This window comes from Amaricoccus sp. W119 (assembly GCF_047275745.1).
Classification (GTDB): Bacteria; Pseudomonadota; Alphaproteobacteria; order Rhodobacterales; family Rhodobacteraceae; genus Amaricoccus.
In genome coordinates this window covers 1-12,825 of sequence record NZ_JBKQWU010000015.1, presented here as the reverse complement: position 1 = coordinate 12,825, position 12,825 = coordinate 1, and the positions used below count along the sequence as shown (strand labels likewise).

Annotated in this window: 12 protein-coding genes and 1 tRNA gene; 11 read left to right on the top strand and 2 right to left on the bottom strand. The window is 67.5% G+C overall.

The features are described from left to right. Positions 1-38: 38 nt before the first annotated feature. On the top strand, positions 39-422 hold the full coding sequence (locus ACLJK8_RS10345; protein ID WP_413150157.1) for a YigZ family protein: 384 nt from the start codon (positions 39-41) through the stop codon (positions 420-422). Between the two features lie 42 nt (positions 423-464). Here the strand turns inward: ACLJK8_RS10345 and ACLJK8_RS10340 are convergent, their stop codons facing one another. Beyond that, positions 465-1,772 (bottom strand): MFS transporter, encoded by a 1,308-nt coding sequence (locus ACLJK8_RS10340; protein ID WP_413150155.1) that lies wholly within the window; start codon positions 1,770-1,772, stop codon positions 465-467. 151 nt (positions 1,773-1,923) lie between these two features. Between ACLJK8_RS10340 and cyoA the strand changes: the two genes are divergently transcribed. The 5 genes from cyoA (at position 1,924) to ACLJK8_RS10315 (ending at position 6,936) form a co-directional block, all read left to right on the top strand. Beyond that, positions 1,924-3,015, top strand: coding sequence for a ubiquinol oxidase subunit II (cyoA, locus tag ACLJK8_RS10335; protein WP_413150154.1), 1,092 nt, complete (start codon positions 1,924-1,926; stop codon positions 3,013-3,015). 17 nt (positions 3,016-3,032) lie between these two features. Continuing rightward, positions 3,033-5,039 (top strand): cytochrome o ubiquinol oxidase subunit I, encoded by a 2,007-nt coding sequence (cyoB, locus tag ACLJK8_RS10330; RefSeq protein ID WP_413150153.1) that lies wholly within the window; start codon positions 3,033-3,035, stop codon positions 5,037-5,039. A gap of 3 nt (positions 5,040-5,042) precedes the next feature. Then, positions 5,043-5,708 carry a cytochrome o ubiquinol oxidase subunit III gene (gene cyoC, locus ACLJK8_RS10325; RefSeq protein ID WP_413150152.1) on the top strand — a complete coding sequence of 222 codons (666 nt, stop codon included), beginning with the start codon at positions 5,043-5,045 and terminating at the stop codon, positions 5,706-5,708. Then, positions 5,705-6,151 (top strand): cytochrome o ubiquinol oxidase subunit IV, encoded by a 447-nt coding sequence (gene cyoD, locus ACLJK8_RS10320; RefSeq protein WP_413150150.1) that lies wholly within the window; start codon positions 5,705-5,707, stop codon positions 6,149-6,151. Before cyoC ends, cyoD begins: the two co-directional genes overlap by 4 nt. A gap of 83 nt (positions 6,152-6,234) precedes the next feature. Further along, the gene (locus ACLJK8_RS10315; RefSeq protein WP_413150149.1) at positions 6,235-6,936 is read left to right on the top strand and encodes an SURF1 family protein; all 702 of its coding nucleotides are present in this window, start codon (positions 6,235-6,237) and stop codon (positions 6,934-6,936) included. Between the two features lie 15 nt (positions 6,937-6,951). Here ACLJK8_RS10315 and ACLJK8_RS10310 read toward each other — a convergent pair whose 3' ends face one another. After that, positions 6,952-7,500 (bottom strand): superoxide dismutase family protein, encoded by a 549-nt coding sequence (locus tag ACLJK8_RS10310; RefSeq protein WP_413150148.1) that lies wholly within the window; start codon positions 7,498-7,500, stop codon positions 6,952-6,954. Between the two features lie 128 nt (positions 7,501-7,628). On the opposite strand from ACLJK8_RS10310, the gene ACLJK8_RS10305 reads away from it, so the two are divergent. The 5 genes from ACLJK8_RS10305 to ACLJK8_RS10285 all read left to right on the top strand — a co-directional run bounded on the left by ACLJK8_RS10305 (position 7,629) and on the right by ACLJK8_RS10285 (position 12,755). Further along, positions 7,629-8,747, top strand: a complete 1,119-nt coding sequence (locus tag ACLJK8_RS10305; protein WP_413150147.1) for a THUMP domain-containing class I SAM-dependent RNA methyltransferase — start codon at positions 7,629-7,631, stop codon at positions 8,745-8,747. 111 nt (positions 8,748-8,858) lie between these two features. Continuing rightward, a complete protein-coding gene (locus tag ACLJK8_RS10300) occupies positions 8,859-9,392 on the top strand; it encodes a biliverdin-producing heme oxygenase (protein ID WP_413150145.1) in 534 nt (177 codons plus the stop codon). Further along, a complete protein-coding gene (locus ACLJK8_RS10295; RefSeq protein WP_413150143.1) occupies positions 9,389-11,923 on the top strand; it encodes an HWE histidine kinase domain-containing protein in 2,535 nt (844 codons plus the stop codon). Before ACLJK8_RS10300 ends, ACLJK8_RS10295 begins: the two co-directional genes overlap by 4 nt. A gap of 35 nt (positions 11,924-11,958) precedes the next feature. Continuing rightward, positions 11,959-12,034, top strand: a tRNA-Ile gene (locus ACLJK8_RS10290). A gap of 268 nt (positions 12,035-12,302) precedes the next feature. Next, entirely contained in the window at positions 12,303-12,755 is a 453-nt protein-coding gene (locus ACLJK8_RS10285) for a hypothetical protein (protein ID WP_413150142.1), read from the top strand. Positions 12,756-12,825: the final 70 nt, after the last annotated feature.

Genomic DNA, 12,825 nt, shown 5'->3' with positions numbered 1-12,825 from the left:
GGATTGATCCCGGGCCCGGGTCAGGATAGCGACGGCCGATGCTGGTGCTCGAGAATGTCCTGTCCGACCGGGGATCGCGCTACGCGGTCGCGGGTGGGCCGTGCGCCGACGGCGCGGCGGCCCGCGAACTCCTGCGTACGCTGCGCCGGGACAGGCGGCTCGCGAAGGCGACGCATCATTCCTGGGCGCTGATCGGGCGCGAGGGGGTGTTGAAGGGCGACGATGGCGAGGCCGGCGCCGGGGCCGTCATCCTGCGCGAACTGGAGCGCGAGGGCCTGACGGAGCATCTGGTGGTGGTGATCCGCTGGTTCGGCGGCAAGCACCTCGGCGGCGATCGCTTCCGCCGCGTCCGCGAGGCGACGCGGATCTGCATCGCCGCGCTCAGTCGTGATAACGACCGCGACACCGGACGCGGAGACTGACCGGACGGCCGGAAGCGCGGGTGGCGCTCCCGGCCGGGGCGATCACTCGATGCCTTCGCCGACCTCCAGCCGCTGGCTCAGGACCAGCGCGACGAGCGAGCAGATCGCGCCCGACAACAGGTAGATGCCGGAGGCGAAGAGGCCGAACTGCGAGGCGAGCAGAAGGGCGACGAGCGGCGCGAATCCCGCGCCGAAGAGCCAGGCGAGATCGGAGGTGAGCGCCGAGGCCGTGTAGCGATGGCCGCGCTCGAAGCGCGAGGCGACCGCGCCCGAGGACTGGCCGAAGCTGAGACCGAGGAGCGCGAAGCCGACCACCATGAACAGGAACTCACCGCCCTGTCCGCCGTTCAGGAGCAGGGGCCCGACCAGCGCGAAGATCGCGATGCCGACCGAGCAGGCGAAGAGCAGCCGCCGGCGCCCGAAGCGGTCGGCGAGCGAGCCCGAGACGAGGATCGCCGCGAGGCCGACCACCGCCGTGCCCATCTCGATGGCGAGGAAGCCGGTCACCGATTCGCTGAACGAGAGATAGACCCAGGACAGCGGGAAGACCGTCACGAGGTGAAACAGCGCGAAGGTGGCGAGCGGGGTGAAGGCGCCGATGAGGATGTTGGTGCCCTCGGCCCTGATCGTCTCCGGCACGCCCGAGGGGCGCAGGTCGTAGTCCTGGAACTGCTGCTCGTATTCGTCGGTGACGACGAGCCGGAGCCGCGCGAAGAGCGCCACGACGTTGATCGCGAAGGCGACGAAGAACGGATAGCGCCAGCCCCAGGCGAGGAAGTCCTCCTCGCTCAACCCGGTGATCAGGTAGATGAAGAGCGCGCTCGCGACGAAGAGCCCGACCGGGGCGCCGATCTGGGGGATCATCGCATACCAGCCCCGCTGCTTCGGCGGCGCGTTCATGGCGAGGAGCGAGGCGAGACCGTCCCAAGTGCCCCCGAGCGCAAGGCCTTGCGCGATCCGCATCGCGCAGAGGATGAGGATCGCATAGCCGCCCGCGACGGAATAATCCGGCATGAAGGCGATGCCCGCCGTGGCGCAACCAAGCAGGAAGAGCGCCACGGTGAGCTTGATTCCCCGCCCGTAGCGGCGGTCGAGTTCGGTGAAGATAAGCGTTCCGAACGGCCGCGCGATGAAGGCGAGGGAGAAGGCCGCGAAGGAGAGGAGCACCCCTGTGAGCGGATCGGCGAAGGGGAACATCACTCGCGGGAAGACCAGAACCGAAGCGATCGCGTAAACGAAAAAGTCAAAGAATTCAGAGCTTCGCCCAATGACCACACCGACGGCGAGCTCGGGAAGGCTGGCATGGCCATGCTTCTCGGCCGCCGCCGGCACAGTGGATTCGTGGGACATCGCGTGTGCCTCCGGTTCAGTGTTTTCGGGGCCGATCCGTCGGCCCGGCGCCTTTCTCTTATAGCTCTCGATTCTCAGTATGCTAAGGATGAATCGGACTCGGGTGTCACGAGGCACCGCTCGAACGACGCGACCGCGGGAGTGGGGGAACATGAAACTGAGACGATCGTTGCTATGGGCGCCGCCGATCCTGGTACTTCTCGGCGGATGCGACATGGTCGTGCTGAACCCCTCGGGATATGTCGCGGCGCAGCAGGCCGACGTCCTCGTTACCGCGACGCTGCTCATGCTGCTCATCATCATTCCCGTGATGGGCCTGACGGGGTTCTTCGCCTGGCGCTACGCCGCCTCCCGCAAATCGAAATACGATCCCGACTGGCACCATTCGACCAGCCTCGAACTGATCATCTGGGCCGCGCCGCTGCTCATCATCATCTGTCTCGGCGGGCTGACCTGGGTCAGCACCCACATGCTCGACCCGTTCCGTCCGCTCGAGAACATCGGCGAGCGGCGGCCTGTCCCGGCGGATGTGCGGCCGCTCGAGGTCCAGGTGGTCGCGCTCGACTGGAAATGGCTGTTCATCTACCCCGAATACGGGATTGCCACGGTCAATGACGCCGCCGCCCCGGTCGACCGGCCGATCAACTTCAAGCTCACCTCGCAGTCCGTCATGAACGCCTTCTACGTCCCGGCGCTCGCGGGGATGATCTATGCGATGCCCGGCATGCAGTCGCAGCTTCACGCGGTGATGAACCTGCCCGGCGAATATGACGGCATCTCGGCGAATTACAGCGGCGCGGGTTTCTCGAACATGCATTTTACCTTCCGCGGCCTGGAGGCGAGGGATTTCGTCGAATGGATCGGCGAGGCGCGCGCGACCGGCCGGACGCTGGACCGTCAGGAATATCTCGCGCTCGCCGAGCCGAGCGAGAAGGTACCGGCGTCGCGCTACGCCTCGGTCTCCACGGGGCTCTTCGGCCGGATCGTGAACCGCTGCGTGGAGGAGGGCCGGATGTGCATCGACGAGATGGCCTGGCTCGATTCCCAGGGCGGCACCGGCCTCGCGGGGACGATCAACCTGATGCCCGCGCCGGCGAAGCCGACCGCGCCCTTCGGCATGACGCCGTTCCACGTCGCGGAGCTTTGCGCCCCGCTGCCGTCCGAGGAACCGCGGGCGGACAGCCTCGCGCTGCTCTCTCCGCTCGCGCCCGCCCCGAGCGGACAATCTGGCGAAACCTTCTGAACGCGGGGCAGAGCTAAATGGCTGTTGTAGAACCGACTCCCACCACTTTCCTCTTCGGACGGTTGACCTGGCAGGCGATCCCGATCCAGGAGCCGATCCTGGTCGTCACCTTCATCGGCGTGGTGATCGGCGGCCTCGCGGTCGTCGGGCTGATCACGAAATTCAAACTCTGGGGCTATCTCTGGAATGAATGGTTCACGAGCGTGGACCACAAGAAGATCGGGATCATGTACATGATCCTCGGCATCATCATGCTCCTGCGCGGCTTCGCCGACGCGGTCATGATGCGACTGCAGCAGGCGATGGCGTTCAACGGCTCCGAAGGCTACCTGAACGCGCATCACTACGATCAGGTCTTCACCGCCCATGGCGTGATCATGATCTTCTTCGTGGCGATGCCGATGGTGACGGGGTTCATGAACTTCGTCATGCCGCTGCAGATCGGCGCCCGCGACGTGGCCTTCCCCTTCCTGAACAACTTCAGCTTCTGGATGACGGTCGGCGGCGCGGTCATCACCATGGTCTCGCTCTTCATCGGCGAATACGCGCAGACCGGCTGGCTCGCCTATCCGCCGCTCTCGGGTATCCAGTCGAGTCCCTATGTCGGCGTCGACTACTATATCTGGGGCCTGCAGGTGGCGGGCGTCGGCACGACACTGTCGGGCATCAACCTGATCGTGACGATCGTGAAGATGCGCTGCCCGGGCATGACCATGATGCGCATGCCGGTCTTCACCTGGACGGCGCTCTGCTCGAACATCCTGATCGTGGCGTCCTTCCCGGTGCTGACGGCGCTTCTCGTGCTGCTGACCCTCGACCGCTACGTGGGCACGAACTTCTTCACCGCCGACAATGGCGGCAATGCGATGATGTACGTGAACCTCGTCTGGATCTGGGGACACCCGGAGGTCTACATCCTCGTCCTCCCGGCCTTCGGCATCTTCTCCGAGGTGACGGCGGCCTATTGCGGCAAGCGGCTCTTCGGCTATTCCTCGATGGTCTACGCGACGATCTGCATCACGATCCTCGCCTATATCGTCTGGCTGCACCACTTCTTCACCATGGGCTCGGGCGCGAGCGTGAACTCGTTCTTCGGGATCGCGACGATGATCATCTCGATCCCGACGGGTGCGAAGCTCTTCAACTGGCTCTTCACCATGTTCCGCGGCCGCATCCGCTACGAAGTGCCGATGATGTGGACGGTCGCCTTCATGCTGACCTTCACCATCGGCGGCATGACCGGCGTGCTGCTCGCGGTTCCGCCGGCCGACTTCGTGCTCCACAACTCGCTGTTCCTGATCGCGCATTTCCACAACGTGATCATCGGCGGCGTGGTCTTCGGCCTCTTCGCCGGAATCAACTTCTGGTGGCCGAAGGCGCTCGGGTTCCGGCTCGATCCGTTCTGGGGCAAGGTCTCGTTCTGGTGCTGGCTCATCGGCTACTGGGTCGCCTTCACGCCGCTCTACGTGCTCGGCCTGATGGGCATCACCCGGCGCACCCGTGTCTTCGACGACCCGAGCCTGCAGATCTGGTTCCTGATCGCGGGCCTCGGCGCGGGGATCATCGCCTGCGGCATCGCCGCCTTCATCATCCAGATCGGCGTCTCGATCCTGAAGCGCGAGGAGCTGCGCGACACGACGGGCGACCCCTGGGACGGGCGGACGCTCGAATGGGCGACCTCCTCGCCGCCGCCGGCCTACAACTTCGCCTTCACCCCGGTGGTGCGCGACATCGACGCCTGGTGGGACATGAAGACGGCGGGCTATGTCCGGCCGAGCGCCGGCTTCGCGCCCATCCACATGCCGAGGAACACGTCGAGCGGGATCATCCTCGCAGGCCTCAGCACGGTCTTCGGGCTGGCGATGGTCTGGTACATCTGGTGGCTCGCGACGCTCAGCTTCGTCGGCGTGATCGGCTATGCGATCTGGCACACGTTCAACTACAGCCGCGACTATCACATCCCGGTCGACGAAGTGACCGCGACCGAGGATGCGCGGGGCCAGATGCTGGCCGGGAGGGTCTGATCGATGACGGACATGACGGCTGACACTTCGACCGTGACCCCGGCGGCCACGGGTGCGGCCACCGGGGCGGCCGTGCCCCGGTTCTACCTCGCGGAGGAGGAGCACCATCCGGAAGGGCGGTTCACCAACCTCGGCTTCTGGATCTACCTGATGAGCGACTGTCTCATCTTCGCGGTCCTTTTCGCCACCTATGGCGTGCTCGGCGCCAGCCTCGCTGGGGGGCCCGGTCCCCGGGACCTCTTCGACCTCGGGCTCGTCGCGCTCAACACGACGATGCTGCTGCTCTCCTCGATCACCTACGGTTTCGCGATGCTGGCGATGCACCGCGACGATCAGAAGCAGACGATCAAGTGGCTCGCGATCACCGGCGCCTTCGGCGCGGCCTTCCTTGCGATCGAGCTCTACGAGTTCTCCCATCTCATCCATGAGGGGGCGGGGCCCTGGCGCTCGGCCTTCCTCTCGGCCTTCTTCGCGCTCGTCGGCACCCATGGGCTGCACGTGACCTTCGGCATCGTCTGGCTGATCGTGCTGATCTTCCAGATTCGCGCCAAGGGACTCATTCCGGCGAACCAGCGCCGGGTGGCCTGCCTGTCGCTGTTCTGGCATTTCCTCGACGTCGTCTGGATAGGCGTCTTCACCTTCGTCTATCTGTTGGGAGTGCTGCGATGAGCACGCAGACCGAAGAAGCACAGGGCGCGCATGGCGCCGGCCACGCGGGTCACGATGGTCACGGGCATGATCATGGGCATGATGACCACGACGAGCACGGGATGCCGCACGGCAGCTACGAATCCTACATGCGGGGATTCGTGCTCTCCGTCATCCTGACGGCGATCCCCTTCCTGCTCGTGATGGCCCGGCCGATCGAGAGCCCCGGCTATACCGCCGCGATCGTTCTCGCCTGCGCGCTGATCCAGATCCTGGTGCACATGGTCTACTTCCTGCACATGACGCCGAAGGCCGAGGGCGGCTGGCTGCTGCTCTCGACGGCCTTCACCATCGTCCTGGTGGTGATCACGCTCTCGGGGTCGCTCTGGATCGTGTTCCACCTCAACCGGAACATGATGCCGGTGATGGACGACATGCGGTTCGAACGGCCGTATCAGGAATAGCCGCGAAGTCCCGCGGGTCAACTTTCCGGGCGTCGGCCGGTCGTGGCCGGCGCCCGTTCCATGTGCGATGGTCGTCTTCCGTGATGCGAACGCGTTCAATTCTGGCCCTGCTGGCGGTCTCGCTCGCGATCCTCGGTTTTCTCGCGCTCGGGGTCTGGCAGATCGAGCGGCGGGCCTGGAAGCTCGACCTGATCGCCCGGGTCGATGCCCGGGTCGCGGCGGCGCCGGTCGCGGCGCCGGGCCCGGAGGATTGGGCCGGGATCTCCGCCGAGCGCGATGCCTACCGCCGGATCCGTGCCACCGGTACATTCCTCTCCGGCAAGGAGGTCGCGGTCCAGGCGGTGACGGACCTGGGCGCGGGCTACTGGGTGCTGGCGCCGCTCGACACCGGCGCCTTCACCGTGCTGGTGAACCGGGGTTTCGTGCCGGCGGAGCGCCGCGACCCGGCCGCGCGGCGGGAGGTCGTGGGGCCCGTCAGCGTCGCGGGACTTCTGCGCGTCACCGAGCCGGGCGGCGGCTTTCTCCGGGCGAACGACCCGGGCGCGGGGCGGTGGTACTCGCGCGACATCGCGGCGATCGCGGCGGCGGAAGGACTGGAGGGACCGGTCGCGCCCTATTTCATCGACGCCGATGCGACGCCCAATCCGGGCGGCCTCCCGGTCGGCGGGCTGACGGTGATCCGGTTCCGCAACAGCCATCTGAGCTACGCCCTGACCTGGTTCGCCCTCGCCGCCGGGCTGGCCGGGGCGGCGATCTTCGTGCGGCTGCGGGCCTGGCCCGAGTAGGCGGAGGCCCCGCCCTCAGTTCGCGGGCGCGATCACCGCGCAGCCCATGCGGCCCCCGGCATTCCCGCTCGGCTGCGAGGCATAGTCGTCGGCCACCTCATGCAGGATGAAGGCGCTGCCATCCTCGTCCTCGACCAGATCCGCGGTCAGGTTCGGCACGAAATAGGTGAGCTCGACCGCGCCCGCGTCGGGGACGTTGACATTGGGCATGTCGCCGGGGTGCGGGCCGCTCGCACTCATGACGCCGTGATCCATGGTTCCGGCGAGATGCCCGCCCGCCGAGTCGAACGGCGCCTCGCAGACCCCGGTCTGGTGGAAATGCACCGCGTGCTGGCCGGGCGCCGCGCCGGTCAGCGCGATCGTCACCACCGCGAGGCCGGATGGCGCGAAGCTGAGCTCCACGGTGCCGAGTTGCGTGCCCTCCGCGCTCGCGATCGGCGCCGTCAACGCGGAGGCGGCGGCCTCCGGAGCGGGCATGTCGGACCCTTCCGATTGCGCGAGGACGGGCGTGGCGCAGAGCGCGGTGATGATCGCGGCGCCGAGAAGCGGTGTTCTGCGAGTCATGTCGTCATCCTCCGGTCAACCTTTGCCTTCGACGACGCGCGGCGGGGCCGGCGCCGTCTCTGACCCAACGCGGTCGCGAGGGTGAAGTTTCGATGGCGCGCCCCGGTTCGCCGAGATAGCGAGGCGGCATGGACACCGCCGCCAGATTCGAGATCTTCCTCGCCACCGCGCCCGGGCTTGAGCCCATCCTGCGCGCCGAGGCGCTGGAGCGCGGCTTCGCTCCGGCCGAGGCGGTGCCCGGTGGCGTGAACCTCCAGGGTGGCTGGCCCGAGGTCTGGCGGGCCAATCTCGAATTGCGCGGCGCCGGGCGGGTTCTGGCGCGGATCGGCGCCTTCCGGGCCATGCATCTCGCGCAACTCGACAAGCGGGCGCGGAAGTTCCCCTGGGGCGAGACCCTGCGGCCCGATACTCCCGTCCGGGTCGAGGTGACGACCCGCGCCTCGCGGATCTACCATGCCGGGGCGGCGCAGCAGCGCATCGAGCGGGCGATCCGCGAGGAGCTTGGCGCGGCGGTCGATCCGGAGGCCCGGCTGGTGGTGAAGGTCCGGATCGAGGACGACCTCTGCCAGATCAGCGTCGATACCTCGGGCGAATCGTTGCACCGGCGGGGCTACAAACAGGCTGTGGCCAAGGCGCCGATGCGCGAGACGCTGGCGGCGCTCTTCCTGCGCGCCTGCGGCTTCGCCGGGACGGAGCCGGTGCTCGATCCGATGTGCGGATCGGGAACCTTCGTGATCGAGGCGGCGGAGATCGCGCTCGGACTCGCGCCGGGCCGGGCGCGGCGCTTCGCCTTCGAGGATCTGGCGACATTCGATCCCGACGCCTGGTCCGCGCTCCGCGCCGTGACGGGACCGGCATCCGGGCCGGGGCTCACCATGCGCGGGTCGGACCGCGATCAGGGGGCGGTCAGAATGAGCCTCGGGAACGCCGAGCGCGCAGGTGTGGCCAGCGCCACGGAGTTCGAGCGCTGCCCGGTCGCGGAGCTTCCCAGGCCCGATGGACCGCCCGGCCTCGTCATGGTCAATCCGCCCTATGGCGCGCGCATCGGCGCTCCGGGGCCGCTGCGGGGGCTGCATGCGAGCCTCGGCGCGGTGCTGCGCGAGCGGTTCGGGGGCTGGCGCGTCGGCCTCGTCACCAGCGACGCGGGGCTCGCCCGCGCGACCGGACTGCCCTTCGCCCCGCCAGGACCGCCGGTCGCGCATGGCGGGCTCAAGGTCAGATTGTATCAAACCGGGCCACTTCCCTGATACGACGGGAAAAACGGAATTCGGTCCTTGAACCCGGCGAATACGCGTGACCTGTCAGGAAAAAGGGTCTATCGCGACGATATGCGGTCTAGTGCCTCCCGATCCTCATCCTTGCGCGACATGCTCCGCGAGCAGACGCGCGGTGTGCATGACGCCCTCGACCGGTCGGTTGGGCGGATCGCGGACGAGCCGGCCTATCGCCGGTACCTGCGCGGCCTCTATGTGTTTCGCGCACCGATCGAGGAGGCGCTGAGGCTGGCGCGTATTCCCAAGGGGCTCGGGGACTGGCAGGTCACACCGCTCGCGCCCCGGATTGGCGCGGATCTCGATGATCTCTCCGAGCCGAGACCGGAGGCCGGGAGCTGGCGCGGCATACCCGAGCCCTCGGTGGCGGCGGGCATGCTGTACGTGCTGGAAGGCGCCGCGATCGGCGCCAACATCCTGCGCGGGCGAGCCGCCCGGCTCGGGTTCGGTGTCAGCCATGGGGCGCGGCATCTGGCGCGGCCGGAGGAGGTCGGTCGCTGGTCCGTCTTCGTCGCCCGGCTGGACCGGGCGCCGGATGTGGACCCGGCCTGCGCGCTCCAGGGCGCGAGAGCCGCCTTCGACGGCGCGACCCGGGCTTTCGCCGAGGTGTCGATGCGATGAAGCGCCATGTCGATCTGAGTGATTGCGATCGGGAGCCGATCCATATTCCCGGCAGCATCCAGCCGCATGGCTGTCTGATCGCGGTCGACGCGCAGGCGCGCACGATCCTGCGCCATTCCGCCAACGCGCCGGCGATGCTCGGGGTGACGCGCGCGCTGAACGGGGCCAATCTCGGCGATGTGTTCGGCCGGGAAGCGGCACATGCGATCAGGAACGCCCTGACACGCTCGCGCGACGGATCGCGGGCCGCGCTGGTCTTCGGCGTGGCGATCGGCGAGGGGCGGTTCGATATCGCCGCGCACCGGCTCAAGGGAACCTCGATCGTCGAGTTCGAGCCGACCGAGAGCGGGATCGCCGAGCCCCTCGAGCTTGCCCGCGCGATGATCGAGCGGGTCTCCGCCGCGACGACGATCGACCGCCTGATTCAGGAGACGGTCCGGCTCGTCAAGGCGATGCTGAGCTACGACCGGGTCATGGTCTACCAGTTCATGCACGACGGCACCGGCAAGGTGGTCAGCGAGGCGCGGCGGCCCGATCTCGAAAGCTACCTCGGGCTCTATTTCCCCGCGGCCGACATCCCGAAGCAGGCGCGGGCGCTCTATCTGCGCAGCACGATCCGCGTCATCTCCGATGCCAGTTTCGAACCTGTCTCGATCCAGCCGACCCTCGACGCCTCGGGTGAACCGCTCGACCTCTCGCTCGCGCATCTCCGCAGCGTTTCGCCGATTCACTGCGAATACCTGCGTAACATGGGCGTCGCGGCCTCGATGTCGATCTCGATCCGCATCGACGGCGAACTCTGGGGGCTCGTCGCCTGCCATCACTACGAGCCGCGTGTCCTCAGCATGGCGGAGCGGCTCGGCGCGGAGATGTTCGGCGACTTCCTCTCGATGCAGTTGAGCGCGCTCCGCAACCGCCAGGCGCTCGATTCCGGGCGCCGCGCCAGGGCGCGACTCGACCGCATACTCACCCAGGCGAGCGGCTTCCGCGAAGTCTCCGAGGTGCTGCGCGAGTCGCTCGGCGATCTCGCACGCCTCATCCGCTGCGACGGGGCGGGGATCTGGATCGGCGGCCAGTGGGTGACGGAAGGTGTCACGCCGCCCGCGAGCGAGATCGCCGCGATCACCGCCTTCGCGGCCAACGTCGCCGATGGCGCGGTCTGGGCGACGCATTGCCTGTCCCAACCGTTGCCCGCGGCGGCGCGCTACGCGGATCAGGTGGCCGGCGTGCTGATCATTCCGCTGTCGAGCCGGCCGGGCGATTACCTCTTCTTCTTCCGGCGGGAGGTGACGCGGACGGTGGACTGGGCGGGCATCCCCGAGAAGGCGCGGGAGTCCGGACCGCTTGGCGACCGGCTGACGCCGCGCAAGAGCTTCGCCCTCTGGAAGGAAACGGTACACGGCCAGTCGGAGCCCTGGTCCGACGAGGAACGCCACTTCGCCGAGGCGGCGCGCATCGCGCTGACCGAGATCCTGTTGCGTCAGAGCGAGCTTCTGGCCGACGAGCGCGAGAAGGCCGCGACGCGCCAGCGCGTGCTCAATGACGAATTGAACCACCGCGTGAAGAACATTCTCGCAGCGGTGAAGTCCATCGTCGCCTCCGAACAGCGCGGCGGTGACGAACTGCGCGAATATGTCGGAACCCTGCGGGCGCGCATCCAGTCGCTCGCCTTCGCGCATGACCAGGTGATCCGGGGCGACGGCGGAGGCGAGCCGGTCGAGCTCTTCGCCGCCGAGCTTTCTCCCTACCGGACGAGTGCCACACGGGTGGAGATCGACGGGCCACCCGTCTGGCTGGAGGCTCGGGCCTATTCGGTGATGGCGCTTGTCATTCACGAACTGACCACGAACGCAGCGAAATACGGGGCGCTGTCGCGGCCCGGCGGCGCGGTGCATGTGAGCTGGGAGCTGAACGAGGACGGGTCCTGCACCTTCTTATGGCGCGAAACCGGCGGTCCGGTGGTGCGTCCCCCGACGCGGGCGGGGTTCGGGACCACGCTGATCGATCGCAGCATTCCCTATGATCTCGGCGGCGAGAGCGAAGTGACCTATGCCCCGGAAGGCATCGAGGGACGCTTCTGCGTTCCCGCGCGCTTCGTGGGCGTTCCGCGCGGCAGTCGTGTCGCGGCGCCGAAGGTCCGGACGCGGCGAAAGAGCGTCGAGACCGACCTGACCGGCAAGGTCGCGCTCATCGTCGAGGACCAGCTCTTGATCGCCATGGATCTGGAGACGATCCTGCAGGACGCCGGGATGGCGGTGATGGGCGTCGCGCGATCCACCGCCGAGGCGCTCAGGATGCTGGAGACCCGGGCGCCGGATGTCGCGGTGCTCGACGTCAATCTCGGTGGCGAGAACTCGCTGCCGGTGGCCGAGGCGCTCCGCGCGCGGGGGGTGCCTTACGCCTTCGCGACCGGGTACAACGACCTGACGACGCTGCCGGGCGAGGACCGAGAGGGCGCGCTGGTCCGCAAGCCCTACGATGCCACCGAGATCGTCGAGGTGCTGAGCCGCATCCTCACCGGCGCCGCTTGACCCGAACGGCGCCGCCGTCTAGCAGAAGGCGGGCCGGGCCTGTAGCTCAACGGTTAGAGCAGAGCGCTCATAACGCTTTGGTTGGGGGTTCAAATCCCTCCGGGCCTACCATCTCCTGAGATATCAATGACTTGAGTCGGTGAATTCCGGTGTGACACGCAAGTGAGACACAAGGACGAAACTGGACGCCCATCTCTCGCGGTCACGACATGGAATCTTCTACTTCCGCTGGCCCTTTCAGTGCCTTCCCGATCAGCCCGGACGCCGCACGACGATCCGGCTGTCTCTTGGAACCCGCTGCCGCCGGATCGCTGGATCCACGGCCAGACATCTTTCATCTTTTGCGCTGACGCTCACTCAGAATCCTGAGTCGAGAAGCATGCGTCACACAGATATCAGAGCGCGAATCAAGGCGTACCACCAGCGCTGCCTTGAGCAGCAGGTTGCCCACGTGGAGGATGTCGGGCCACCCTCGGAAGAGCGCATCGCGCGTTTGCGGGACGACCTCGCTTTCTGCGGCGGCGAAACCACAGCGGATTACTGGGATCTCATGGACCCCGAGACGGGCGGCCAGAGCGGTCTTCCCGGCTACTGCGAGCGGTTGGGCATGCCTGCCTCGCTGGCGACCACGCGCGGCCCGACGCTGCTGAACGAGATCAGGATAGCCCGCCGGGACCATCTGACGGCGTACCTGCGGTTCCTGGAGGCGCAGGGGAGTTACGAGTTCTCGGTCGGCAGGAGCGCCGAAGAGGAGCGCGCGCCGGTGGAGCCCCCGTCACCCGCGTCTCTGAGAGCGGCGGTGCAAAAACCGGCCACGGTAGCGGCGGGATAGTCCGGCCGCGGGCGGAGTAAAATCCGGCCACCTATTTCCCTTCTGCATTGAACGCAGGAGGGACAGGGGA